Source organism: Colwellia sp., from assembly GCF_013215345.1.
GTDB lineage: Bacteria > Pseudomonadota > Gammaproteobacteria > Enterobacterales > Alteromonadaceae > Colwellia.
Map to the genome: position 1 here is coordinate 1 of NZ_JABSOV010000058.1, position 26,798 is coordinate 26,798.

17 protein-coding genes and 1 pseudogene are annotated in these 26,798 nt (G+C 39.6%); 15 read left to right on the plus strand and 3 right to left on the minus strand.

Going from position 1 to position 26,798, the window contains the following annotated elements; genetic code table 11:
- Window positions 1-181: 181 nt before the first annotated feature.
- Window positions 182-1,465, minus strand: coding sequence for a conjugal transfer protein TraF (traF, locus tag HRT50_RS10460; RefSeq protein WP_291614133.1), 1,284 nt, complete (start codon window positions 1,463-1,465; stop codon window positions 182-184).
- Window positions 1,466-1,667: 202 nt separating this feature from the next.
- On the opposite strand from traF, the gene HRT50_RS10465 reads away from it, so the two are divergent.
- The 3 genes from HRT50_RS10465 (at window position 1,668) to HRT50_RS10475 (ending at window position 5,839) form a co-directional block, all read left to right on the plus strand.
- Complete coding sequence (locus HRT50_RS10465; RefSeq protein ID WP_291614135.1) at window positions 1,668-1,997, plus strand: hypothetical protein; 330 nt, start codon at window positions 1,668-1,670, stop codon at window positions 1,995-1,997.
- Between the two features lie 130 nt (window positions 1,998-2,127).
- Window positions 2,128-4,638: a TonB-dependent receptor gene (locus tag HRT50_RS10470; protein ID WP_291614137.1), complete on the plus strand. Its 2,511-nt coding sequence runs from the start codon at window positions 2,128-2,130 to the stop codon at window positions 4,636-4,638.
- A gap of 163 nt (window positions 4,639-4,801) precedes the next feature.
- On the plus strand, window positions 4,802-5,839 hold the full coding sequence (locus HRT50_RS10475) for an IS110 family transposase (protein WP_291614139.1): 1,038 nt from the start codon (window positions 4,802-4,804) through the stop codon (window positions 5,837-5,839).
- A 482-nt stretch (window positions 5,840-6,321) separates the two neighbouring features.
- On the opposite strand, the gene HRT50_RS10480 is transcribed toward HRT50_RS10475, so the two are convergent.
- The gene (locus HRT50_RS10480; RefSeq protein WP_291614140.1) at window positions 6,322-7,176 is read right to left on the minus strand and encodes a S1-like domain-containing RNA-binding protein; all 855 of its coding nucleotides are present in this window, start codon (window positions 7,174-7,176) and stop codon (window positions 6,322-6,324) included.
- A gap of 437 nt (window positions 7,177-7,613) precedes the next feature.
- Between HRT50_RS10480 and HRT50_RS10485 the strand changes: the two genes are divergently transcribed.
- From HRT50_RS10485 to HRT50_RS10505, 5 genes are all read left to right on the plus strand, one after another.
- Window positions 7,614-8,846, plus strand: coding sequence for an efflux RND transporter periplasmic adaptor subunit (locus tag HRT50_RS10485; protein ID WP_291614142.1), 1,233 nt, complete (start codon window positions 7,614-7,616; stop codon window positions 8,844-8,846).
- Between the two features lie 2 nt (window positions 8,847-8,848).
- On the plus strand, window positions 8,849-12,088 hold the full coding sequence (locus tag HRT50_RS10490) for an efflux RND transporter permease subunit (protein ID WP_291614144.1): 3,240 nt from the start codon (window positions 8,849-8,851) through the stop codon (window positions 12,086-12,088).
- Between the two features lie 392 nt (window positions 12,089-12,480).
- Entirely contained in the window at window positions 12,481-15,411 is a 2,931-nt protein-coding gene (locus HRT50_RS10495; protein ID WP_291614146.1) for an ATP-binding protein, read from the plus strand.
- A gap of 13 nt (window positions 15,412-15,424) precedes the next feature.
- Window positions 15,425-16,345, plus strand: coding sequence for a hypothetical protein (locus tag HRT50_RS10500; RefSeq protein ID WP_291614148.1), 921 nt, complete (start codon window positions 15,425-15,427; stop codon window positions 16,343-16,345).
- 263 nt (window positions 16,346-16,608) lie between these two features.
- Entirely contained in the window at window positions 16,609-17,538 is a 930-nt protein-coding gene (locus HRT50_RS10505) for a Dyp-type peroxidase (RefSeq protein WP_291614150.1), read from the plus strand.
- Window positions 17,539-17,633: 95 nt separating this feature from the next.
- On the opposite strand, the gene HRT50_RS10510 is transcribed toward HRT50_RS10505, so the two are convergent.
- The gene (locus HRT50_RS10510; RefSeq protein ID WP_291614152.1) at window positions 17,634-18,593 is read right to left on the minus strand and encodes a hypothetical protein; all 960 of its coding nucleotides are present in this window, start codon (window positions 18,591-18,593) and stop codon (window positions 17,634-17,636) included.
- Between the two features lie 455 nt (window positions 18,594-19,048).
- Between HRT50_RS10510 and HRT50_RS10515 the strand changes: the two genes are divergently transcribed.
- The 7 genes and pseudogenes from HRT50_RS10515 to murF form a co-directional block, all read left to right on the plus strand.
- A complete protein-coding gene (locus HRT50_RS10515) occupies window positions 19,049-20,884 on the plus strand; it encodes an acyl-CoA dehydrogenase C-terminal domain-containing protein (protein WP_291614154.1) in 1,836 nt (611 codons plus the stop codon).
- Window positions 20,885-21,263: 379 nt separating this feature from the next.
- Entirely contained in the window at window positions 21,264-21,722 is a 459-nt protein-coding gene (mraZ, locus tag HRT50_RS10520; RefSeq protein WP_291614156.1) for a division/cell wall cluster transcriptional repressor MraZ, read from the plus strand.
- A gap of 72 nt (window positions 21,723-21,794) precedes the next feature.
- Window positions 21,795-22,745, plus strand: a complete 951-nt coding sequence (gene rsmH / locus HRT50_RS10525) for a 16S rRNA (cytosine(1402)-N(4))-methyltransferase RsmH (RefSeq protein ID WP_291614158.1) — start codon at window positions 21,795-21,797, stop codon at window positions 22,743-22,745.
- Window positions 22,746-22,747: 2 nt separating this feature from the next.
- Window positions 22,748-23,056, plus strand: coding sequence for a cell division protein FtsL (gene ftsL, locus HRT50_RS10530; RefSeq protein ID WP_291614160.1), 309 nt, complete (start codon window positions 22,748-22,750; stop codon window positions 23,054-23,056).
- 108 nt (window positions 23,057-23,164) lie between these two features.
- Window positions 23,165-24,940 (plus strand): penicillin-binding transpeptidase domain-containing protein, encoded by a 1,776-nt coding sequence (locus tag HRT50_RS10535; RefSeq protein WP_291614161.1) that lies wholly within the window; start codon window positions 23,165-23,167, stop codon window positions 24,938-24,940.
- A complete protein-coding gene (locus tag HRT50_RS10540; protein ID WP_291614163.1) occupies window positions 24,933-26,540 on the plus strand; it encodes a UDP-N-acetylmuramoyl-L-alanyl-D-glutamate--2,6-diaminopimelate ligase in 1,608 nt (535 codons plus the stop codon). Before HRT50_RS10535 ends, HRT50_RS10540 begins: the two co-directional genes overlap by 8 nt.
- Window positions 26,537-26,798: pseudogene (gene murF, locus HRT50_RS10545) on the plus strand (UDP-N-acetylmuramoyl-tripeptide--D-alanyl-D-alanine ligase); the annotation flags it as partial. The gene HRT50_RS10540 and the pseudogene murF, both read left to right, overlap by 4 nt.

Genomic DNA, 26,798 nt, shown 5'->3' on the forward strand with positions numbered 1-26,798 from the left:
CAGGATGTACGCTAGTTCGCGGAGATAGGGATATCTAGGAGCGAGCAAAACAGGATGTACGCTAGTTCGCGGAGATAAGGATATCTAAGAGCGAGCAAAACAGGATTCCCTCTCGTTCACTGAGGCAAGTGTCTATGAGTATATCCATGAAGTGAATCTATTTACTTTCCTATGCAGCTGACTATATTTTTAAACTCAGTTGCAATGCCGCGCCGATAGTATCGTTATCGCCGGTGAAAGCGGCAATATCAATGGCAAAGACATCCCAAGGTGAAATACCAATACCAGCAGTGTAAATATCATCATCAACATCGTTTAAGTCAGTGCGATAACCTAAGCGAAATTGAATATGTTCGTAGAAACGAAACTCTGCACCTGCACCAGCATATTTTGACGGCGCTAAAGAGGCAAACTGCTCTCGGTCGGTTAAGTCTATTTCTGTCGCTAAGCTTAGCCAGTCATTTTGATAACTTAAGCCAAAGCTACTGGTCATTTTTAAGGTAAAGGTAATACCTTGTTCAACATGATGTACGGTTTGTTTAATCAAGTTGTTGGTAACAAGCGCAGCGTGCCATTGACGCTCTACTCCCCAAGCGAGATATAAACCTAAGTCAATATTACTGCCACTTTCATCGGTGATATTCTCATCATCGGTAATTTCAAAGTCATCATCATCAAAGTCACTAATTTGCACGCGATTAAAATAAAGATCAACGCGTTGGTACTTTAATTTTGCGCCAATACTTAAATCATAATTGGCGTGTTTAACCGCAGGGTAAGCGGCCATAACACCAGCTTCGGCAATTGAGTAACCTACGGCTGTAGTGGCCGATTCAAGGTTATTTAGGTTTAAGTTACAATCAAGCATATTGGTACAGTCATTCACCGCTTGGTCTAGTATAGCTTCATCACCTCCACTGTAATCCATGGTACCGCCGATGCGACCATATTGATTAGTGAAAAAGCCAATGCTTATATACTGGTTGGGAATGAGAATTTGGAAATTCAAACCATTGCGGATCTTAACAACTTTACCATCGATTTTTTTAAAGTCAGTAATAATAACATCTACTTGCTCATTTAAATTATTATAATAATTCTGCTGTTGCTCTGATGATTGGAAATTTTGCAATTGAATTCCGTTAATGTCATCGGCTAATTTATCAAGGTTGTCACTAATATCTTCGGCAGTATCAGCAACATCATATTTATCCGATGCCATAATGCCTACATTTAATGAGAAGAAAACATCATCATTGTTATCAAATTTGGTCAGTAACGCAGGGTTACTCAATGATGAGGTGAAGTCTTGGGTTAGACCGGTAAAGCCTTGTCCGGTACGTTTAGCGGTAAAGCTTTCGCCGTAACTCGGTAATGTCATAGCCATGACTGGAATTAACAATAATGCTCTTATAAATGTTCGGCGGCAGGCAATATTTAACGGGGAATCAGTGGAATAGGCCATAAATAAATCCTTGTGTTAATAAGACAACATAGCAAATCAACCCAGTAGAAATATAGGGCTAACAGGACAAAGTATAGCGCAGCTGTTTAGCATGATGATTTCAATCCTTTATTTATAGCTGTATTGGAGGTAGACGAAAAATTCACTATGGCAAGAAAAGCAATTATTGAGTTAGTTGGTTAGGTGTTATAGTATAACATCTATGAACTATGCATTAGCTATACGTCAACTTCGACTTCTAATAAATAAGCGACAAATTCGCCAGAGTGTTTTAACGCTCTTGCTCTTTTGTGCGACTTTTTTTGCGCATAGTGAGCATTATACTCAAGTAGAGTTTGACGCATTTTCAAATTTTGAACAGCATGACTGTCACTTATGCCAACAAGGCATTGATTCTCCACCGAACTCTATTGGCCTATACCTAGTATCAACGGGTATAGCCAGTATAATAAAAGTTCGAATTATCAGGGGCGTACTTGCTACCTCTGCATATGTTACCCCGCCGTTAAGAGCACCGCCAAACTCTCTGTAATTTTATTATTGTGTCTTTTTATGGTGAAGAGTTTAGTTCAAATAGCTAACTCTTCTCCTAGTTACCTGTCTGTAAATTTTAATTGTCAGATCGGCATACATCCCCTAAAAAAATTATCGGAAACCCGTTTATGTCATTTTTTGTCTCTCAAAAGAGTATCAATACTCGAGTGAAATCACCTGTTAAAAAAATTGTGCATGCCAGTGTAATATCTACCCTTGGCACCCTGTTATGTTTTAGTCATGTTAGCTTAGCTCAGAGTCTATCTGGAGTTGTACTAAATAAACAAGGCCAGCCAATTCATAATGCTATGGTGGCATTAGGTAATAGCTCACAGCAAGTACGTTCCAATAAACAAGGAATATTTAACTTTACCGATATTAAACAAGGAAATTTCGAGCTTCATATCAGTGCAAAAAATTACAGTCATAGTAATCAGCAAGTTATTGTCGGTGAAAGTAATATCTCTGGTTTAAATATTGTTTTGTCAGCCTCGGTGATGGAAATCATTGATGTGCATGCAACGCCATTACATACCTCTTCAATAGAGTCTGCATTGCCTATAAATGTCCTCAGTGCTGATGAATTAAAAATGAAACAAGCGTCAACCTTAGGTGAAACGCTAAAAAATGAAGTGGGTGTTCACTCTAGTTATTATGGCCCCGTTGCCAGTACCCCTATCATTAGGGGCTTAAATGGACCTAGGGTACTTATTACCCAAAATGGTTTAGACGTTGGCGATGCATCACGTATTGGTCCTGATCACGCTGTGGCAACCGAAACGAGTACGGCTACTCAAATAGAAGTATTACGTGGCCCAGCAACACTATTTTACGGTAGTGGTGCTATTGGTGGTGTGGTTAATGTGGTTGATGATCGTGTACCAACAAGTACTGATGATCAAGTTGACTACTTGTTACAATATAACGATGTTTCCAATGAAAAACAGGCGGCAATCAATATCCAAACGGGTATTGATAATATCGCTTTTCATTTAGATGGTTTTTGGCGCGATTCTAAAGATTATAAACTTGCCGGTGAAGCTGATTCTCATGGAGAAGGTCATGACGAAGAACATCATGCAGGGGATGCTGAGCATGAAGAGCACGGCAAGAACCGCTTAGAAAATAGTGCCTCTACCGCCAGTGGTGCCACCTTTGGCTCAAGTTATTTACTTGATAATGGCTTTATCGGTTTTTCCTATGGTTTTATGAATAGAGAATACGGAATTCCAGGACATAGCCATGGTGAAGAGCATGCTCCGCATTTAACTACTAGCCTTGATGTAGATGAAGGTGTCTATGCCAAAATGCAACAAGATAGGTGGCAAGTGCTGGGCGAGTATAATTTTGAACAAAGCTTTATTAGTAAAGTCGGTACAAAATTTTCCTACAGTGATTATCAACATCAAGAAATTGAGTCGGGCTTGGTTGGCACAACTTTTACCAATAAAAGTACTGAAGCGCGTGTTGACCTTTTCCATCACGACTTTTCCGGTTGGCAAGGTGCGTGGACATTACATTATAAATCATCAGACTTTAAAGCAATGGGGGAGGAGGCTTTCTCGCCGCCAGCTAAGTCGGAAATGTTCGCTGCTGCATGGTTAGAAGAGAAACATTTTGGTCCGGTCTTATTGCAATTGGGCGCTAGAATAGAGCAAGTTACTATAGATGCCGATGATAGCTTAATTGGTTTTGAAGATTCTCACCAGGGTCAGCATGGCTCGCATTCTGAGCCATTAGGTCATGATCATCATGAAACCTTAATATCATTCGAGCAACAATCATTTACCCCCATTAGTGCTTCAGCAGGTTTAGTATGGGATTACCAACCCGGGTATAATTTAGGGCTGTCAGTGGCTTTCTCACAACGTGCGGCCACTTCGGGTGAATTATTTTCTTTTGGTCCACATATAGGTACCAATACCTTTGAAGTAGGCGCAATGTTTGATGTTCATCAACACGGTGATGAAATTCATATTGAGTTAGCTGAGCAAGGGCCTAGTGTCGAAACATCACTGAACCTCGATGTGACTTTACGAAAATTTAAAGGTGACTTTGGCTATGTTGTTAGTGCCTTTTATAATCGCATTGACGATTATTATTACCAACAAGATACCGGCTTATTTTTTGTCGTAGATCACGCCCATGGTCATGCAGATGAACATGAGAATGAAGCGGGCTTACCTATCTTAGTTTATCAACAAGCGGATGTGGAAATGTATGGCGCTGAAGCTGAATTTGTTTATCAAGTGTCATCGGCAGTTAAAACCAGCTTATTTGCAGACTATATTCGAGCTAAACTTATTGATAATAATGAAGACGGTAATCTACCACGTATCCCACCAATGAGAATTGGCGCTATTGTTAATTACCAAGCGGATAGCTTTGATAGTGAATTGAGTTTAAGCCATTACTTTGAACAAAAGGATATTGCCGAGCTAGAAACAACAACGGATAGTTATACCATGGTTGACGCGCATCTTAATTATTACATTGCTGGCGTTGGTGATGATTTAACCTTGTATATGAAAGGGCAAAACCTAACCAATGTACATGCACGAGTGCATTCATCTTTTCTAAAAGAGGTAGCGCCATTACCTGGACGTAACTTTAGTGTTGGTATTCGTGGCAGCTTTTAAAAGGTAAAGGCTTACATGCTGCGTTATTGATTTTAATAAGGACGCTACATGGATGTAGCTTCTTAGCGAATGCAGGAGATGTATGGACTCCTCCCCTTAACGGGAAAATTACGGTATAAAGTGAAAGCATTCACTCAATCAACTTTTACCAGGAGTCCACACAATGGAACAATGTAACGTAATTGCTATCGATTTAGCAAAAGATATTTTTCAAGTTTGCATTATGACAACAAATGGAAAAATTATTTTTAATAAAGCGATGAATAGAGCCAAGTTAAAAGAATGGTTAGCCAAAAAAAAGCTAGCCCTTGTTGCCATGGAAAGTTGTGGCGGTGCTCATTACTGGGCAAGATTTGCTTTATCTTTAGGTCATAAAGTAATGGTTATACCGCCTAAACAAGTTAAACCGTTTAGAACAGGTCAAAAAACAGATGCCAATGATGCTGTAGCCATCGCCGTTGCAAGTCGAGCAGCGAATATAAAACCCGCTAGGATTTTATCTATCGAACAACAAGGTCTTCAGTCTATTGAAAAGATGAGAAGCCTGATTGATAAGCAGAAGCTACAACTATCAAATCAAGTACGTGGCTTGTTGCTAGAGTTTGGCATTGTTATCAATAAAAGTATTAAAAGCTTTAAAGAACGGATACCTGAAATTTTAGAAGATGCTGAAAATGATTTATCTTTTCCAATGAGAAAGGTTTTACTTCAAATGTGGGAACTCTATTCTCGTCTTGAAAACGATTTTGACGTAATAAATAATGAGTTAATACAATTAACCGCACAAGATAGTGACTGCCAGAAATTAATGAAGCTTGAAGGTGTGGGACCTATTACCGCAGTTAGGCTAAAAATACAGCTAGGCAATGGTGAACACTTCCACAGTGGCAGGCAAGTCGCTGCCTGCATTGGCCTTACCCCAAAACAGCACAGCAGTGGCGGGAAAGTAAAATTAGGGTCGGTAGGAAAAGGCTCATACGATAAGCCGTTGCGCAGTTGTATTTTCTTAGGGGCGAGAGCAGTGGTGTCTAAACTAAAAAATAGGCCAGCCAAAACAGAAAAAGAACGTTGGCTAAAAGCCTTAATAGAACGAAGAGGTGTTAATTGTGCATCGATGGCGTTAGCCAATAAAACAGCACGAACCGCGTATGCTTTATTGAAAAACAACACGGATTACAAGCCAGTATTGATTGCGGCTTAAAAAGTAAAAAGTTATAAAGCGTTTAATATTGTTCAATAAAGATCTTTAAAATGGTTAGACCAACCTTCAACAGCCTGTAATATGCTCTGAACATATTTATAATGTCGTGCAGGAGATTAGGCATGAAGGTGCGAATACATCAAAGTGACCGGGATAGCTTCCCAATAAGAGTCCGTATATAAGCACGCATCTAATATTTTAAAATTGTTATTGCACAATATGAGGAGTCCATATAAGCATATTCTGCTGAATAACCATTATCTACAATCAATCCATTGCCTCTAAGACTTTTAACTCTCGCTGAGTGGGAGGAAACTTATTGGAATTGGAATTAATAAAGTTGTTGGCTCGGCTACTTTCAGGATAGCTAAGTGTTAACCTTATTTAGGACGGGACACAAGTATAAAAAAAGAGGCTATAACATTGTTATAGCCTCTTTTTATTTGAATTTTTACCTGTTCACAACAAGATCACAAACTTAATTAAACTAACTTTATGCCATCTTTGATAATAGTAATTTTACCTTTTTTCAATAGGTTGCCGACCGTCGCTTTAAAGGTTTTTTTACTCACCCCTAAAGTTCTTTGAATCAACTCTGGCGAGCTTTTATCATGTAGTGGGCTAATACCGCCACGGTCAGCAATGTGTGCTAACAACTTCTCAGAAAAATCAATAACCTTATTTTTACTACCACGGGTTAAAATAAGATCTAAACGGCCATCTTCACGAACTTGTTTAATATAACCGGTAATTTTTTTGCCAACTCTAAGATGTTGAAAAATTTCATTATCGTAAAGTAAACCCCAATGTAGATCGTTAACAATAGCTTTGAAACCCAAATCTGTTTTACCACCAATAGTTAAGTTTACTTTATCACCTTGTTGGTATTCTGCCGGCCATATATCAATAAACTTATCTAACTTACTTGAGGCGGCTATACGGTCAGTGAGTTGGTCAAGAAAAACTCTGACTAAGTAATATTTACCCACTTCCATTGCGGTGTGTTGCTGGTTGTAAGGCACCAATAAATCCTTAGGTAAGCCCCAATCAAGAAAAGCGCCCATTTTATTGACTTCAATAACTTTCAAAGAAACAAATTCGCCCACCTGCGCTAAAGGTGTTTCCGTGGTAGCAATCAATCGATCTGCAGAATCGCGGTAAATAAACACGGCAAGAGTATCTGCGACTTGGCATGACTCTGGTACATAACGTTTAGGTAATAGGATTTCACCTAAGTCACCCGCATCTAAGTAAGCGCCATTGTCTGCCATGGCAACAACATTGAGCTGATTGTATTTACCTATGGTGGCTTGCGTGGTTATTTGTGGGTTTGTCATGGGAGGTGCCGTGGAGAGAATTTGTCATATTGTAACGCATTCACAGGGGTATACCCAATGATTTCAATATTGCTTATGGTTTCGGCATAAGTGGTGATTTTGTCGATGCTAATGAATAAATAAATAACTAAATAAATGGTGAAATAGACTAAGCAGAAGTAATTTTATTTTGCTGTGAATTAAAATTGTATATATTAATTAGCTATAAAAACTATCTGTATCTACTTGAAAATAAATAGTTTTAATTATTATTACTAAGCTTTTAATTTGCAGGTTTAGTACCTGACTTGGATTTTGTAATACCGAGTTACATCTTTGTTAATAACCGTAATCAATAATTGGTTATTCTAGCAGGATAAAATAAAGATAAATTTGCCAGCAAGAAAGCGCTAGAGCAAATAAAAAACATTAAACTTTTAGAGAGAAAGGGATTAAAAGTGGCCACTAAAAAACAAATTATTATACCAATAGTTATCTTAGTTACCGGCATTGCCGTCATGGTGGGCTTTTCTAGTATGAAAAAGCCACCTGAAGAAAAAGAGAAAGTAGATAATACACCTATCGTTGCCGTGGAAAATATATCCGTTGCACCAATGACCCTAGAAGTAAATTCTTATGGCATGGTAAAACCTAAATATGAAACACAATTGGTCGCTCAGGTTAATGGTGAAATTGTTGAACTGAGTGATGTCTTTGTTCGTGGTGGCTTTGTCAAAAAAGATCAGTTATTAGCACGTATTGATCCCAGTGATTATCATGCTGCGCTGATTGATGCCCAAGCCTCAATGGCTTCGGCACGAGCGGCATTAGAAACTGAGCTTGCCCAAGGTAAAGTAGCTGAGCGTGAATGGAGACAAATTGAAAACAGCTCACCAACAGAGCTAAGTTTACGTAAACCACAACTAGCGCAAGAACTAGCACGGGTGAAAGCTGCGCAAGCTTCAGTTTTACGTGCCGAACGCAATTTAGAACGCACTGAAATTCGCGCGCCTTATGATGCCATGATAGATAGTCGAAATGTTGGCTTGGGCTCATTTGTTGGTGTTGGCAGTAAAATTGGTCATGTATTGGGCACTGCAATTGCAGAAATTCGCTTGCCCGTGGCAGATAATCAATTAGCCTTTTTAGTTAAAACAAAGTCCACTAAAGCAGGCGTTAATGCCCAAGTTAACCTTATTGGCACTTATGCTGGCCAGGACACGCTATGGCAAGCAAAAATAGTGCGCAGTGAAGGTGTTATTGATAACAAAAGCCGCATGAGTTATTTAGTAGCTGAAATTAACGACCCTTATCTGTTAAAGAGTTCAAGTGATAGCAGCGCTGCACCGTTACGTTTTGGTAGTTATGTTAATGCTAACATTATGGGTTATGACATTAGCCAAGCAACCTTAGTGCCTCGCTATTTGGTGGTTAATGGTAAAGTCGCTATCTTAGATAGTGAGTCAAAATTACATTATGCTGCCATTGATATTGTTCGCCAGCAAGGCAGCCATGTTGTTGTTGCTAACGGTTTAGCTGATGGCGATCAATTGATTGTTTCTGCACTTGATTATCCTGTTGAGGGCATGCAATTAGCCTTAATAAGTGATGAAAACCAACTGGAAGAAAAAGAGCTTGAAACTGAGCAAAGTGAAACTCAAATGGCAAGTAACAAAGAGTCAGGAGAATAGTAATGAGCTCTGATGACCAAACTAATGAACAAAGAAGTAATGAGCAAAAGGATAGCGAAAACTTGAATCGACCTCATGATGATATAGATACCCATAAAGGCATTATTGCTTGGTTTGCTCGTAATAGTATTGCTGCCAACCTACTTATGTTTTTTATCTTGATTGGTGGCAGCTTAACGGCACTGACCATTAATAAACAAATGTTTCCGCAGTTAGAATTTAACTGGATTTCATATGCTGCACCTTATCCAGGAGCCGCACCACAAGAGGTTGAAGAAGGCATTACCATTAAGGTCGAAGAAGCGCTGAAATCAGTGCAAGGTCTTAAGCGAGTGATAACCTATTCTAACCGAAATTACTCCAACGGTTGGTTTGAAGTTGAGCTTGATTATGATCCGCAAGTTGTACTGGAGGAGGTAAAGTCAGCCATTGACGCGATTCCAAGTTTTCCAGACGGTATGGAACGAATCAAGGTGGAACGAGAGAAGTTCCGTCAAGAAGTAATGTATATTTCACTCTATGGTGATTTAACAAATGGTGAGTTAAAAGAGCTTGGTCGTAAAATTCATAATGAAATACAGCAACTACCTGGCATCAGTATTTCTGAGTTATACAGTGGCTTAGACTATGAAATATCCATTGAAGTCAGTAAAGATAAATTACGTGAATACGGCTTAAGTTTCCGCGATGTCGCTAACTCAGTACGTAGTTTTTCCCGCAATATGTCGGCGGGACAGATACGCGCAGCTAATGGCTATATCAACTTACGGGTGGAAAACCAAGCCTATCGTGGCCATGAGTTTGAACAAATTCCTGTTATTACCCTCGAAGATGGCAGTAAAGTACTACTTGGTGAGCTTGCTACCATTAATGATGGTTTCCAGGAAGGTTTACAATATTCCAAATTTAATGGTGAAAACTCCATCACTATTTTTATCGGCGCTTCAGCGAATCAAAGTATTACCGATATTGCCGATATTATGAATCGCTATGTTGAAGATAAAGCCTCTATTCTACCTCAAGGAGTTAAGCTAGAAACTTGGGTTGATATGACTTATTACCTCAATGGCCGTTTGAATATGATGCTCGACAATATGAAAAGTGGTGCGGTATTAGTATTCTTAATGTTGGCGCTATTTTTACGGGTGCGCTTAGCCTTCTGGGTAATGATGGGCTTGCCTGTTTGTTTCTTAGGCACGTTATTATTTATGCCGATGGAATTTATCGGTGTCAGTATCAACGTTATTAGTTTGTTTGCCTTTATTTTAGTGCTGGGTATTGTTGTTGATGATGCCATTGTTATGGGAGAAAGTGCCCACGATGAAATTGAAGAGCACGGTCACACTACTGACAATGTAATTCGCGGTGTTAAACGTGTCGCTATGCCCGCTACTTTTGGTGTACTAACTACTATTGCGGTATTTTTACCCTTCCTCTTTGGTGAAGGTCCGTCCGCTGCTTTTGGTAAAGCCATTGGTGGAGTGGTGGTTTTATGTCTAATATTCTCACTCATTGAATCAAAACTTATTTTACCGGCGCACTTGGTTAAAATGAAGGTGAAAAAGTTTAATCCTAGAAACCCCCTAGATAGACTTAGGGCCTGGATTGATACTAAGTTAAAAAACTTTATTGAAAATGTATATCGTCCGGCTTTAATAAGATTTATTGAATATCGCTATGCGGTGCTGATGTTTTTTATTAGCTTGATGTTAATAAGTGCCGGTTTATTTGGTGGTGGTTTAGTTCGCTATGTTGGCCAACCTAAAATCCCTCATGATTTCCCTCGTATCTCTGTAGAAATGAATATAGATGCTTCGGAAAAAGCCACCTTAAATACTCTACTCAGTATTGAAAGTATTATTCATAAAATTGATAAAGATATCGAAGCTAAATATGGCAGTTCAATGATCTCTGATATGCAAGTTGATTTGCGTAGCAGAACTAACGGTCAAGTGATGGTCAAGCTAGTTATTCCAAAAGAAAGAGCTATGAACACTTTTGAGCTGGCCGATCTTTGGCGTAAGGCAATTCCTAACTATCCAGGTGTTAAATCCCTAACCATTAGTGATAATCTGTTTGGCGGTGGCCGAGATGATGGTGATATAGCCTTTAGACTGGAAAGTCAGGACGATGCTCAGTTACTGGCAGCAGCGCAAGAGCTCAAACTGAAACTTAATTCACTTAAAGGTGTCGGTGATGTTAATGACTCTCGCCAAACAAGTGCTAAGGAAGTGCAGTTCTCATTAAAACCCTTGGCCTATAGTTTAGGTTTAACGCTGGAAGATATTGCCTCACAAGTCAGCTATAGCTTTTATGGCTTAGAAGCGCAGCGTATTTTACGTGATAGTGAAGAAGTTAAAGTGATGGTACGTTATCCGCTTGAACAACGCAGTAGTGTTGGTCATGTTGATGATGTCATGATCCAAGCACCTAACGGCGCAGAATTACCTTTATCTGAGCTTGCTGTAATTAAATTGACCGATGGTGTTACGCGTATTCGTCGTGAAGATGGTAACCGCACTATTAATGTCTGGGCCAGTGTTGATGCCGAACAAGTTGAGCCCTTTAAAGTGGCTAAAGATATCCGTGATAATTTTGTGCCACAGTTATTGCGTAAATACCCATTGGTGAAAAGTGAAGTGTCTGGACGTATTCAGGAAGAAATGGATGGTGCTGCGGAGCAGTTCCGTGACCTAATGATTTCGATCATGATTATATTTTCACTCTTGGCTATTCCATTAAAGTCATACTCACAAGCACTGATGATATTGACCGTTATCCCTTTTGGTGTCATTGGTGCGGTATTCGGTCACCTGATATTAGGCTTGGACTTAAGTGTGTTATCCATGTTTGGTATTGCGGCTGCATCGGGCGTGGTAGTCAATGATTCTTTGGTGATGGTGGATTTTGTCAATAAGGCCAGGCAGCGCGGTGAGAGCTTAAAAGATGCGGTAATACATGCGGGCACCAAGCGTTTTCGCGCCATCATGTTAACGTCAATAACTACCTTTATTGGCCTAGTACCTATTATTTTCTTTGAAACCAGTGCCCAGGCACAAATAGTGATTCCTATGGCGGTATCACTGTCGTTTGGTGTGTTATTTGCCACTATAGTCACCTTAGTGTTTATTCCTAGCCTTTACTTGATCATTGAAGATATACGTATGCTGTCAAGACGCTTTATCAACGCCATTAAACGCATGTTATTTGGTACGGATGTTGCGGATACAACTAAAGCTTAGGCAGCTAAGTTAGCTAAGTTAAATCTGCTCAGTTAAGCCCGCGCCGTTTAATCGGCAGGCAATAATCATTTAGTGAAAACCACCGCTTCGTCGGTGGTTTTTTATTGCCCTGTTAATGGCATTATTTGGCGATCTCTAGGCTAGTAAAAGGAAGATAGCTAGGTAAAGCTAAAAATTAAGCCATTGGCTAGTAAAGATATTGTGCGCTATAAAATGGCTATGTTATTTATACTGCGGCAATGCTTTGGTTAAAGCTGTTTATCATAGGATGTTTTTTAAGGGCAATTAATGCTATAACTAATGACCTTTAATACTGCTAAGAAATGCCCTCTTAATACTGCTAATAAAATGCATCAGCACATAATAGCGAAAAGTTGAGCTCTAAATACCCCATGATGGAACGACTAAAACAAATAATACTGCTCTTTTTTGTCTTGACCATCAGCAATTTAGTAGGCCTCAATAAAGCTTTTGCGCAGCATCGCTTGGTAGAACAACAGCTTAGCGAAATAAAGCAGAATACAAATAAACAGCAAGCCTTGCTGGAATTATCGCAACTGATTCAGTCCCCAGCTCTTAATGCGGCAGAAAAAGTATTGATATCACTACAACAAGCTAAAACTCTATTCACCCTGCATCAATATAATCAAGGTATTGAAATAGTTCAACAGGCAAGAGCTATAGCAGTGCAGGCAGACTTATCTAGCTTAGCAGCACAAGCAAATAAAATGCTTGGCATCCTGCTGTATTATCAAGGAGAGTTAAAACCAGCTTTAAAGGCGTATCAAACATCCCTTGCTTATTATGATGATAATCAAGCGAATGACGTTAATACCTTTGCCATTGAACGGGCCAATTTATTAAATAATATTGCCCTTGTTTATACTTCTTTGGGTCAACCTAATTTAGCCTTGGTAAATTATCAACTGGCCGAGCCATTATATGCTCGCTACGGTGATGAAACGGATAAAATTGATGTTAGGTATAACATTGCTGTGTTGCATATCAGCTTAAAACGTTTTGATAGTGCCATTGATATGTTGATTGTTATTGTAAAAAAACGTCTGCAGTTGCAAGACGACTATGGTGTGGCTCAAGCGAAAGCAACTCTAGGAGTCGCTTATAAAGATTCTGGCCAGTTTGAGCTCGGTATAGAAAATATTTTAGCCGCTTTACATTATTTTCAAGCGCATGGTTATAAACATGATATAGCCTCACAACTGCATAATATGTCTGAAATATACAACGATACTTTTGATATTGAGCAAGCGTTGTTTTATGGCAAGCAGGCATTAGCCATTAGCAAAGAAATAGGTCACCAAAAAGCCTATGCCGGTAGTTTACAAAGTTTAGCTAAAGCCTCCTTTTATTCGGGGGATTTATTGCAAGCGGAACACTATATAGAGCGCTCAGTTAGCGTTGGTGAAAACATAGATTACCAAGCACTATTGACTGAAAACTTAGCTATATCAGCTTTAATCTATGCCAGTAAACAGGAGTTTGTTAAAGCGCTTGCCCACCAACGAAAATATCAATACAGGTACTTGTTAGCGTCTAATAATTTGCTGAATGACAAATTGGCAGAATTTGAATCAGTACAGCTTAATCAAAAGATAGTAGATTTGGAGCAGCGCAGAAAACTACAGAGTTTACAATCAGCTAAAATAGAGCAGCAACGCAATATTATCATTTTAGCCCTCGTGCTTATTTTAGTGGTGGTGTTTTTTATCTACCGACGTTACCTTGAAAAGCGTTTAACACAGGAGTTGGAATTTCGTGTTAAACAGCGGACCCGTGAACTTGAAGACTTAACCCATGAATTGGCTCAAGCTAACCAAGTTAAAAGTCAATTTCTTGCTAATATGAGTCATGAAATACGCACACCACTTACCGCTATTGTGGGTCACTCTGAAGCGATTATTCATGGTGATATTGAGAAAAATAAAGTTCAAGAAGATATCGCCGTTATCCATGGCAATAGTTTACATTTATTAGAGTTAATCAATGATATTTTGGATTTAAGTCGAATTGAAGCCAATAAGTTTGAATTAGAAATACAACCATTGGATTTAACTGAATTAATCCAAGACTTAGCTCAGACCTTTACTGCTCAAGCTCAGCAGAAGTCGTTACGCTTTACCATTGAACATCAATTATCTTTACCCTTTATTATTCAAGTAGACAGCTTGCGGCTAAAACAAATATTGCTGAACTTATGTGCTAACGCGATTAAGTTCACCGAAAAAGGTCAGGTAACACTCGATATTAATTGGCAAAATGGCCAATTAATTTTCACGGTCACCGATACTGGCATTGGTTTGAGTAAAGATCATTTAGCACGAGTTTTTGAAATATTCACTCAAGCGGATAATAGTATTAGTCGGCGCTTTGGCGGCTCTGGACTTGGCTTAAGTTTATCAAACCAACTAGCAAAATTAATGTCAGGCAATATTTCTGTGACCAGTAAGTTAGGTCAGGGTAGTACTTTCTGTCTAACGTTGCCTTGTGTACATAATAACAATGACCCTGTAAGTACCATAACTGACTCACCCGTAGAGCATGACAGTGCTACCTTATTTAACGGTAAAATACTTCTGGCCGAAGATCATGATGATAACCGTCGCTTGATAGCCCGACTATTATCCGGTTTAGGTTTGGAAGTCATAGTTGCCAGTAATGGTAAGGAAGCGGTACAACTTTGCCTTGCACATCAGCCAAACCTTGTGCTATTGGATATTCAAATGCCGGAGATGGATGGCGTTGAAGCGTTTAAAGCACTACGTGATTTAGGCTATAAACAGCCTATTTATGCCTTAACGGCGAATGCTATGTCTCATGAAGTTAGCCAGTATCTAGGGCTAGGTTTTACTGGACACTTAAAGAAGCCCATAGAAAGACAGGCCTTTATTGCCACTATTGCTAAATACTTCACCCCTCAGACTGGCTATAACTCTAGTACTGACCGGCAAGATAAGTCAGCAGAGCAGTCATTCACTAGCAGTGACCTTGTTACTAAAGCTGAAGAAAGCCTTGCTCAGATTGACTTGAGTGATTTAGTAAGTGAATTTAAAATAAACCTTAGTGACGATAAACGCGACTTGTTAGTTAGTAGTGGTGATAATGATATAGAAAAACAGGCTTATCTTGCTCATCGCTTAGCGGGTGCGGCTCAAATGTTTGGTTTTAATGAGCTTAACCAAGCAGCAAAAGAATTAGAGATTATAATTAAGAGAGAATCAGCGACAGATAAACCCGATCATGTGTTAATTAGTGAGTTGGCGCATTGTCTAGTTGATGAAATTAGCTTAATTGAACAAGAGTAATTGGTATTAAATTATGACGAAACAGTTTTCTTATTCACAAGCCCTGTTGGCACTTGCGATTGCATTTTTAGCCTTGTCGTTATTCAAGTTCACTCTGCACCTGCCCGCTATTATCAGTGTTATTGATAAAACTACGAAAACAGTCGATTCAGTAAGTCCGAAAGTAGATGATATAGTCAATGAGGTTGCCCTCGTCAGAGTAGAAATTGGTAAAGTGAGAGAATTAGTTTTACAACAAACCCCAGCTATTTTAACGCAAGTAGCAAACTCGCTGCCTGTCGTGCAGCAAGCCATAGCGGAAAGTGAGCATTATTCAAGACAGTTACCTACAGTGCTAAGTCAACTGGCGAGCATAGAGCAGCAAGTGGCAAAACTACAAGCGTCAATGCCGGCAATACTTAAACGTGTTGATGCCGTTGTTAAAACTACAAATAATACCACAGCAGAAGTTGCCCTGTGGCGGTCTCACTCAACAAAATACCTAGCAGAAATTGAGCTGTCCAGAGAATATATCCCGCAGTACCTTACACGTATTGAAAATACCATTGTTGACGCTAAAACAATTGGCTCAGAAGCAAGTAGTGGCATAGTGTCAGGTTTTTTTAAAGGGGTGATCTCTCTGCCATTTGAAATGGTAGCAGGCTTAACTGGCATTGTTGATAAAGACTCTCGTTCTGCTAAGTATTTAACCGCGCAAGATGTTGCATTGATGCAAGAAAAGGTTGTCACTTTACTTAATGATGACAACCAAAGAAAATCGGTTTGGCAAAATACGGACAGTGGTAATCGAGGCACTATTATTAAGGGTAAAGCGACTACTCGTAATAAGCAGCAATGTCTTAATGTCACTTTTAATAATCATTTTGGCAGTGAAAAAGAAACCCTCAAAGAACAAATGTGTATTGATGACAAAGGTTTATGGAAAGTGATTTAAGCTTTTCCCGCTTACATCATGGTAAGACATACTATATTGTGTACAATACTTACAATATAACTTGGTAATACCAAGTCCATTAAGTTAGTTCCCACTCAGAGCTTGCCAGCGTTTTGAGAACAAATATGCTGCGTTATTGATTTTGATAAGGGAATAACCATTATCTACAATCAATGCCTTGCCTCTAAGCCTTTTAACTCTCGCTGAGAGGGAAGTTAATTAATGGAATTGGTATCATATAAAATACGTTAACAGGAAGTGAAATGGCTAGAGAACAATTTGGTGTTTGTGCAGAACCAAACTTGCATGGAAATTATTTACTATTCAATGCTTTGGATGATAAAAATGCTTTTATTCGTGCGGCAATTTCTCGTTTACCTAAGTTATTTGAAAATTATGCTGAGCAGTTTTCTGAAGCCAACCTTATTGGTGTTGTTGCCATAGGTGAAGCGTATTGGGATGAATTTTATCCTCAAGCCCGTCCTGCACTATTAGCGCCATTTCCTGCTATGCAAAGTGATGATCGAATTGCACCGAAAAATAGTTATGATATATACGTTGAAATCCGTAGTGATCGTGCTGATGTTAACCATATTGTCAGCACTAAAGTATGCCAGTTACTTGGCGATGGTGTTGAGTTAATCGAACAAGTACAAGCGTTTAGGTTTTTAGATGGTCGAGACTTAACCGGCTTTGTTGATGGCACTGAAAACCCACAAGGTTTACACCGCCGTACAGTAGCGCTTGTTAAAGAGCAAGATGATGCTAGCTTTGCTGGCGGCAGCTATCTACATACCCAGCGCTATCAGCATAATTTAAAACTTTGGGAGTCACTTGCCGAGCATGAGCAAGAAGATGTTTATGGCCGAACTAAGCTAGATAACGTTGAATATGAAAGTGCAGATAAGGCACTAACAGCGCATACCAAACGTACTAGCCTTAAAGATGAGCAAGGCAATAGTCTTGAAATTGTTAGACAAAGCATGCCTTATGGTGACATGAAACGTAAAGGGTTGTTTTTTGTGTCTTATTGTCAGTCACCTAAGCCATTTGAGATCATGCTGAAAAGTATGATTCATGGTGATGGCCATGGTAATTCTGATCATTTACTTAAATATACCCAGGCTGAAACCGGTAGCGCCTTTTTTGCGCCGAGTTTAACCTTTCTTGCCCATGTGGCTGATATTGACTAATTATTGCCTTTGTTTAGTCAGGCCAAGTTAACTTAAGCCAACTAAATTAAGTCAGTTAGCTTCGGTAAGTTAAGAGGTAAGCAGAACAGGGTAACTTATTGTTCTTGTTCTGTGGCTAGCACGGCTGGCTCCGTTGATTTGTCAGTTATCACTTCGTGGTAATTTTCGGCAATATAGTGTCCTTGATTAATTGCTAGTTCTGACTCTGGTGCTAGTTTTCCTAAAGGTAATAAAGCTGGTCCTGTTGGCTCGGCTAATAAGTAATTTACTTCTTCATGCTCAATGGCTACTTCTCCCGCTTCTGCAGGAATATTAATACCAATAAATGCATGACCATCAATATAGATTAATGCCATTTCAATTCTAGGCATCAATGCTCTAAGTAAGGCGGCAGTTAACGTCATCTTACTATCACAATCCCCTTGGTTCTGCCACAGTAGCTGCAATGGTGGATTAAAACCGGCACCAGAAGACGTGAGTCGTGATTCTAAAGTACTATAAGGAATACTCTGCACAAAACTCAATACAAAGTTAGTCGCTTTACGGATGTTTTGTATAGAGACCTGCTCTAAAATCATCGGCTTTAAAACCTTCAAATCTGCCACCGAATCATTAGCAATACTGACATGATTCACCTTAATGCCACTGTTCTGCTGATGATTGGTAAAAGCTTGGTAATAAGTCTCCTTTAAGTACTCCTTGGTTATTTTAGCTTCTAATCGTGCTAATTCTTGATAGGCATTGGCTACTTTATCGTTATCTAAGCCTCTGGCTTCAATGAAATAATTATCCTGCTGTTGTCGATAACGTATTTGCACGCCGGCAATAGGGTTTCTCTGCATATGCTTTTTTATACGACGAAGAATTGTTTTTTGCGCATAGCTATTTTGGTAGTTTTTAAAGTTTCTAAAGCGCTCAAATAGTCCTTCTTGCGCTAGGGTAAAGCTAATTTCTTGTTTTGTTTTACTGTGATCAAGCCATTGATAATGAAAACTATAGCTTTGCTCTATTTGAGTTTTAGTAAAGCTTAATTGCTGAGCTTGTCCCTTAGCCATAAAAAATAGCATCAGGGTCGCTATTATTAATAAGCGCTGGTGCTTTTGAAAAAATGAATACCATAAATTTAAAGTCACGTTATCTTTACTCTTTACTACTGCTGTTAGAACGGTTGTTTATACTGCCATTGGTTAGCACAGTGATTAATTTTATTATCGCTTAAGCTTTACTAGTCTAGGGTTAAATTAACTCAGCTTTAGCAACTTAGCTACGGATAATATGAGTATAAACCCTTAATAAGACATTAACTTAGTTTTGAAGATAATACTAAACGGCGGATAAAGTTCAGCAAATAAAATAGCATAATTGAACTTAATTATTTCATTAGCTACTAAAATAATGAAAAGCTTTGATGATTAGCGCTTTACTTTAGCCTGATTTATATTATATTCAAACGCGTGTTTTAATTGTGTGTTTGCCACACGGTAATCTATTTTCTCAAGAGGAGGTCTACATGGCTGAATATAAAGCGCCATTAACTGATATGAATTTTTTGTTATATCAAGTGTTTAATGCCGATAAAATGTGGCAACAGTTACCCCAGCTCAGTGAACAAGTTGATAAAGAAACAGCGATAGCAATATTACAAGAATGTGCAAAGATTGCTGAGCAAGAAATCGATCCCATTGCCCGCCAGGGTGATGAAATCGGTGTTAGCTTTACTCTTAATGATAAAGGTGTTGGCGGCCAAGTTAAAACGGCGCCGGGTTATAAAGAGGCTTTTGACACTTTTGCCCAAGGTGGTTGGTGCGCCCTAGGTGGCGATGTTAACTATGGCGGCATGGGCATGCCAAAAATAGTCAGTGCTTTTATGGAAGAGATGCTTTGTAGTACTGACATTTCTTTTGCCCTATACCCAATACTCACCGCAGGTGCGGCTTTATCATTAGCTAAGCACGGTAGTGAAGAATTAAAGCAACGTTATTTAACTAAATTATATAGTGGCCAATGGTCGGCATCAATGTGCCTAACTGAAGCGCATGCGGGCTCAGATCTTGGTATTATCCAAACCAAAGCCTTACCACAAGCAGACGGTAGCTACAAAATTAGTGGTAGCAAAATATTTATCACTGGTGGTGAACATGATCTCACCGAAAATATCATTCATCTAGTGTTGGCTAAATTGCCTGATGCGCCTGATGGCCCTCGTGGTATATCACTCTTTTTAGTGCCAAAATTCAATGTTGATGATAATGAAAACTTAAGTGACCGCAATCATGTTAGTTGTGGTTCTATTGAAGAAAAAATGGGTATTCATGCCTCAGCTACTTGTGTGATGAACTTTGACGGTGCGCAAGGGTTCTTAATTGGTGAGTTAAATAAAGGTTTAGCTTGCATGTTTACCATGATGAACTTTGAACGTATCGGTGTTGGTATTCAAGGCATGTCAGCAGGTGAACGCTCTTATCAAAATGCTCTTGAGTATGCTAAAGATAGGCGCCAAGGTAGGTCACTAACTAAATCGTCAAAGAAATCAGTTCAGCCAGACTCAATCATGGTTCATGGTGATGTCCGCCGTATGTTACTTTCGATGAAAGCCTTTAATGAAGGTTCACGGGCATTAAGTTGTTATATTGCTATGCAGCTTGATTATGCGACTTTTGCCACAGGTGAGGTGCAACAAAAGGGTGAACAGTTATCTACCTTAATGACACCCTTAGCTAAAGCATTCTTTACCGATCTGGGCTTTGAAAGCGCAGTTGCTGGACAGCAAGTTCTGGGTGGTCATGGCTATATTCGTGAGTGGGGACAAGAGCAATTAGTGAGAGATGCTCGTATTGCCCAAATCTATGAAGGTACCAATGGTATTCAGGCCATGGATTTACTGATGCGTAAAGTCATTGGCAGTAAAGGCACTTTGATTAAGGTATTTACTAAAGAAGTAAGTGACTACATCGAATCTCAGCAGGGCAACGCTGCCATGGCTGAGTTTGTTGAGCCGTTAGTAAGTGCATTAGCTGATTTGACCGAAATATCTGAGTTGTTAATAACAAAATCTGTTGAAGACTTAAATGAAATTGGCGCAGCAGCCAATGATTACTTACACGTATTTGGCTACACTGCTATGGCCTTTATTTGGGCTAAGATGGCAGATGTCTCATTGCAGCAGCTTGCTCAACTTGAAAAAAGAAGTGATGGACAAAGTGAGTATGGCGCTGATTTTTATCAGAGTAAATTACACACTGCAAGATACTATTTTGCCCGTTTATTGCCACGTCGTTTATCTCTGCTGGCGACAATCAAGTCGGGTTGTCATACCTTGTTTGCTATCGATGATGAGCTTTTTTAAGCTGATCAAGTAGCTACATCTGATGTTGTTAGGGTTAGCTTTTGCTTTTTGGGCAAAACTAACCCTCAACTACCATTTTAACCAACACCACTGCTAATTTTTTACTATTTATTGGTAAAATAAATATTTCTCAGTACTTTTTGTGGGATTGTCTACCACAAAAGCCCACAAATTCATTCACTTCCTCAAGACCCTTAATTTTACTGGTGTTATAGCCAGTATTTAGTCAGTTGTTTTTCATTTTCCTTACTTGACAGTGCCTTGCTTTTTTCACTAAACTGTAGCAATGTGGAAAAAAGTGGATAAATGTGGATCTTGAAGTTCCATGCAATATCACTTGTTTATTAATTAACCTAAAAACGGCGAAACAGCAGCAGATATGTTTAGAGGCACCAGCGCAATTACCCTTGACAGCAAAAATAGGATCACGATACCAACTAAGTATCGTGAAGAGCTATTTACTGATTGCCAAGGAAAAATGGTCTGTACTGTTGATATTCAGCAAGCTTGCTTATTGCTTTATCCCTTAGCTGAATGGGAAGAAATAGAATTAGCTTTGGCTAGTTTGTCTAGCACCAACCGACAAGAGCGCTTATTCAAACAAATAATTTTGGGTAATGCCAGTGATTGCGAGATGGATAAAAATGGTCGTTTACTTATCAACGGCCCTTTAAGACAACATGCCAATTTAGAGAAGAACATCATGCTGGTTGGCCAATTGAATAAATTTGAAATTTGGCATGATACTGCATGGCAAGAGCTGATGCAGCAAGGTATTAGTAACATACAAACAGGTGAAATTGAATTGACTGAACGTTTGCTCGACTTATCACTTTAGTCTTTATTCAAATCACTTTATAAAAATAAATGCGTTAACACTTTCGCAAACAAGGGTTATAAAAAAAATAACATGGAATTAGACACCACTCATATCTCAGTATTGCTCAATGAAGCTGTTGATGGCTTAGCTATTACCGGTGATGGTTGCTTTATCGACTGTACTTTTGGTCGTGGCGGACACTCATCATTAATTCTTTCTAAATTATCTGACAATGGTCGCTTAATTGCTATTGATCGTGATCCAACAGCCATTGTTGCCGCTGAAAAATTTAAAGATGATTCACGCTTCTTAATTGAGCATCAAGGTTTTGCCGATTTAGCTGACATTGTCGAGAAGCATGAGCTAACAGGTAAGGTTGATGGCATTTTACTTGATCTAGGTGTGTCTTCTCCTCAGTTAGATGAAGCTGAACGTGGTTTTAGCTTTATGAAGGATGGTCCCCTTGATATGCGCATGGATACCAGTAAAGGCCAAACCGCAGCCGAATGGCTAGCAGTTGCCGATGTTGAAGATATTACTTGGGTATTAAGAACCTTTGGTGAAGAAAAGCATGCTTGGCGCATTGCTAATGCAATTGTTGACAGCCGAGATGAAACACCGTTAACCCGAACCAGTCAATTAGCTAAGCTGATTAAAACCACAGCCCCGCAAAGAGAAATCAAAAAGCACCCGGCAACACGAAGCTTTCAAGCCATTCGTATGTATATCAATAGCGAACTAGAGCAAATTGAAAAAGCTCTGGCTGCGTCACTTGATGTGCTAGCCGAAGGCGGCCGTCTTGTTGTTATTAGTTTTCATTCTCTTGAAGACCGTTTAGTTAAACAGTTTATGAAAAAACACTCGCAGGGTAGAAAAGTTCCGCGTGGCTTACCGATTAGTGAAGTTGAATTAAACAAGAGTAAAAAATTCTTGTTAATTGGTCGAAGATTAAAACCGAGTAAAACAGAAGTTGAAGAAAATGTACGCTCTCGTAGTTCTGTTTTACGTGTAGCTGAGCGCTTAGCAAGAAACACTGATTAGTTATGGCCGCTCGTGCCTTAGTGTTCGATATTTGGCAAGATATTGTTCGTTATAGCGTTACTTATATTTTGTTGGTATTTGTGGTGATATCAGCATTTTCTGTGATTTATTACAGTCATATTAATCGACAAACCACCAGTGAACTTGAAATTTTGTTTTCGAAAAAAGATGAATTAAATATTGAGTGGCGCAACTTATTGTTAGAACAAAGCAGTTTAGCCGAGCATAGCGCGATAGAGAGTAAAGCGAAAAGGCTTTTAGGTATGAAACGCCCCGGCAGGGATTCGGAAGTGATTGTTAGCTTGAAGTAAGTGACGTTGAGCGTTAGAGCTTGTTTAGCTAATAACAAGTTCAATGCCTTTAATGTATGGAAAGGCACGATAAGACACGAATAAAACAATAATATAAATGAGAACGGTGTGAATAAAAAAGCAGCCAAAAATAATAATCCACTAAATACCGCCCCATGGCGTTATTATTTAGTGCTGGTTATTGTTGCCCTCATTTATCTAAGTTTGATGGCGCGTACCGCTTATATTCAAATAATTGAACCCGATATGCTGAAAAAGCAAGGTGACTTACGTTCATTACGTGTTACCGCTAATACCGTACAACGCGGTTCCATTGTTGATCGAAATGGTGACGAACTTGCCATCAGTGTTCCCGTGGAAACAGTTTGGGCAGATCCTAAAATAATCATGGACAATAAGGCTTTAGCCATGAGTGAACACTGGCAAGCTTTAGCCGATGTGCTGGATCAAGATATCAATAAATTGACCGCTCGTGTACTTAAAAATCCTCGTAAACGGTTTATTTATTTAGAACGTAAAATCTCACCTGCAGTTGCTAATTATATTAAAGAGTTAAAAATCCCCGGCATTCACCTGCGCAAGGAATCGAAACGTTTTTACCCAACGGGGGAAATAAGCGCTCACCTTATTGGTTTTACCAATGTTGATGATAAAGGCATTGAAGGTATCGAGCGTATGTATGACAAATTACTTACTGGTACCGGTGGTGCTAAACGCTTTAGAAAAGATGCTAAGGGTCGGAAAATTGAAATTATTTCTGTTGAAGAAGCCAAGCAAGCACATAATATTACCTTAAGTATTGATCAGCGAATTCAAGCCATTGCTTATAAAGAGCTTAAAGGTGCGGTACAAGCGTTTAAAGCAACCTCAGGTTCAATCGTGGTCGCTAATGTCCATACCGGTGAGATATTGGCGATGACCAACAGCCCGTCATATAACCCAAATAATCGCCGTAATACAGCTATTCATCGATTTAGAAATCGGGCTATTACTGATGTCTATGAGCCTGGTTCAACTATGAAACCGTTAACTGCATTAGCGGCATTGGAGTTCGGCTCGGTAAAAGCTAACACAATTCTTAATACCAACCCTGGCTGGATGCGCTTAGGCGGACGCCGCGTTAGCGATCCGATTAACAGAGGTAAGCTGTCCATTGAAGATATCTTGGTCTATTCGTCAAATATGGGTACCACTAAATTAGCCCTGTCAGTACCAAAAGATTATTTGTTAACTAAGTTCTTCGATGCCGGCTTTGCTGAAGATACAGGCACTAACTTAGTCGGTGAAAGTTCCGGTATGATGCATGATAGAAGTCGTTGGTCAAAGTTTGAATTAGCTACCCTTTCTTGGGGGGCGGGCTTAGCCATTACACCAGCACAACTAACACGCTTTTATATGGCGCTTGCTAATGGCGGCATAAAGCGTAAATTGTCGATTGTTAAAGTTACCGAAGAAAACATAAAGCCAGAAGACCAAGAAAGAATATTCTCCAAAGAGAACAGTATTGCTGTTACCAACATGCTTGAAGCTGTGGTCGATCAACATGTGCCAAAAGCGAAAGTAGCTGGTTATCGTATTGGCGGTAAAACCGGTACCTCAATTAAAGCGGTTGCCGGTGGTTATGGTAACGATTATGTTGCTTTTTTTGCCGGTATGGCGCCCATCTCCAACCCTGAAATAGTAGTGGTGGTAGTCATTAATGAACCCGGTGGTGATTTATATCATGGCGGTGATATTGCAGCGCCCGTATTCTCACGAGTAATGAAAGGCGCGCTGCGTGTGCTTAATATCGCCCCAGATGCGCCAAAAAGACAAGCGGCTAATCAAGCGATTAAACCGACACACATAGAGCAAAAAATAAATGCAGGAGAGCATAATGCCTAAACCTGCCACGCAAAATATCATTAGCGCTTTAGCTGAATTCGATATTGCTATGCCAGCTAGGATTAATTTAACGGGTTTTAATGGCAATCTGCACAACGACAGTCGATTAGTCGTCGAAGGTGATATCTTCTGCGCCATTATTGGTCACCAGCAAGATGGTCGCCAATATATTGAACAAGCTATTAAGCAAGGTGCTAAGTTAGTCATTACTGAGTGTGAAAGTGCTGCCGAGCATGGTGAACTTGTCATAGTCACAAGTGAAAAAAACGTCACTATGGTTAAGTTTTATCAACTTAATCAGCATTTATTTACCCTTACAAAAGACTACTATCAAGCGCCGCAAGCGCATATGACCATAGTGGGTATTACCGGCACCAACGGTAAAACCACTACTAGTCAGTTATTGGCACAGATGCTCAGCGGTTATCATAAACCTTGCGCCATTATTGGTACTAATGGTGCGGGAAGTCTCGATAATTTACAGCCAATAGAAAATACCACACCCGGCGCTTGTGAGTTACACCAATTATTCAACCGTTTTAACGATGAGCACTCTGTCGATGGTAAGTTTAGCCATGTTGCTATGGAAGTTTCTTCTCATGCATTATGCCAACAACGTGTGCAAGCCGATTTATTTGATATCGCGGTGTTTACCAATTTGAGCCGAGACCATCTTGATTATCATGGCTCTATGGCAAGCTACGGCGCGGCAAAAAAACAAATATTCACCGGTGACAACAGTCAAGTTGCGGTAGTGAACTTTGCTGATGAACAAGCTAAGAGCTGGCTAGAAAACTGGCCCGAGCAACAAGTTGTTTGGCTCTATGGCCGTGCAGATAAAATAGAGTCTAATAAATATTTTGTAACCGTAAATAACATTAATCGCCATAGTCATGGTGTATCCTTCACCCTCATAAGTCACTTAGGCAGTGTTGAAGTTACTAGTCCATTATTAGGTGATTTCAATATCGATAACTTATTGGCGGCAATCTGTGTTCTGCTTATTCAAGGTGTACCAGTAACCGATATTGCTGAATTAGTTAAGCAAGTAAGTGGTATAGCTGGGCGAATGGAAGCTACTAGTGCCAATAACTTAGCTACCGCCGTAGTTGATTATGCCCATACACCCGATGCATTAGAAAAAGCGCTACAAGCCTGTCGTCAGCATTGCTCAGGAAAGCTTTATCTAGTCTTTGGTTGCGGCGGTGCTAGAGATAAAGGTAAGCGGCCATTAATGGCACAAGCGGCAGAAAAATATGCCGATTACATAGTGGTGACTAATGATAATCCACGCAGTGAAGATCCCCAGTTAATAGCAAATGATATTATCGCCGGTTTCACCAAGCCAGATGGTAATCAAATAACCACTATTTTAGAACGAGAACAAGCCGTATTGAATACTCTGCAAACAGCACAAATGGGTGATATCGTCTTATTGGCAGGAAAGGGACATGAAGATTATGTCATTGTCGGTAAACATGATGACGACGGCACCATTATAGGTACGCAGAAATTAGCCTATAACGAACGTTTAGTGGTAGCCAACTTTTATCAACAGCACGCTGGTTTAGCCATCTTGGCTAATAAGGCAAAATTATGATCAAAATTTCATTGGCCACTTTAGCTGAAATAACCCATGGCCAACTCTTTACTGCAGAGAATCAAAGCTCGCACAGTCAAAATGACTTAACTATTGATGATTTATATATCGATGACTTAGTTACCGATAGTCGTGCTATCGATGAAAATTCTGCCAAAGTATCCGCTTTTCTTGCCCTTAAAGGCCCTAGCTTTGATGGCCATCGCTTCGCTCAGCAAGTTATAGAGCAAGGGGGTCAGTTACTTATCGTTGATCATC

Excerpts from the sequence above, each read along its gene's own strand:
- HRT50_RS10510 (WP_291614152.1), bottom strand. The coding sequence starts at position 18,593 with ATGGCTAAGGGACAAGCTCAGCAATTAAGCTTTACTAAAACTCAAATA.
- HRT50_RS10480 (WP_291614140.1), bottom strand. The coding sequence starts at position 7,176 with ATGACAAACCCACAAATAACCACGCAAGCCACCATAGGTAAATACAAT.
- HRT50_RS10490 (WP_291614144.1), top strand. The coding sequence starts at position 8,849 with ATGAGCTCTGATGACCAAACTAATGAACAAAGAAGTAATGAGCAAAAG.
- HRT50_RS10540 (WP_291614163.1), top strand. The coding sequence starts at position 24,933 with ATGCCTAAACCTGCCACGCAAAATATCATTAGCGCTTTAGCTGAATTC.
- HRT50_RS10515 (WP_291614154.1), top strand. The coding sequence starts at position 19,049 with ATGGCTGAATATAAAGCGCCATTAACTGATATGAATTTTTTGTTATAT.
- HRT50_RS10495 (WP_291614146.1), top strand. The coding sequence starts at position 12,481 with ATGATGGAACGACTAAAACAAATAATACTGCTCTTTTTTGTCTTGACC.
- HRT50_RS10500 (WP_291614148.1), top strand. The coding sequence starts at position 15,425 with ATGACGAAACAGTTTTCTTATTCACAAGCCCTGTTGGCACTTGCGATT.
- mraZ (WP_291614156.1), top strand. The coding sequence starts at position 21,264 with ATGTTTAGAGGCACCAGCGCAATTACCCTTGACAGCAAAAATAGGATC.
- traF (WP_291614133.1), bottom strand. The coding sequence starts at position 1,465 with ATGGCCTATTCCACTGATTCCCCGTTAAATATTGCCTGCCGCCGAACA.
- ftsL (WP_291614160.1), top strand. The coding sequence starts at position 22,748 with ATGGCCGCTCGTGCCTTAGTGTTCGATATTTGGCAAGATATTGTTCGT.
- HRT50_RS10470 (WP_291614137.1), top strand. The coding sequence starts at position 2,128 with ATGTCATTTTTTGTCTCTCAAAAGAGTATCAATACTCGAGTGAAATCA.
- HRT50_RS10505 (WP_291614150.1), top strand. The coding sequence starts at position 16,609 with ATGGCTAGAGAACAATTTGGTGTTTGTGCAGAACCAAACTTGCATGGA.
- HRT50_RS10465 (WP_291614135.1), top strand. The coding sequence starts at position 1,668 with ATGAACTATGCATTAGCTATACGTCAACTTCGACTTCTAATAAATAAG.
- rsmH (WP_291614158.1), top strand. The coding sequence starts at position 21,795 with ATGGAATTAGACACCACTCATATCTCAGTATTGCTCAATGAAGCTGTT.
- HRT50_RS10475 (WP_291614139.1), top strand. The coding sequence starts at position 4,802 with ATGGAACAATGTAACGTAATTGCTATCGATTTAGCAAAAGATATTTTT.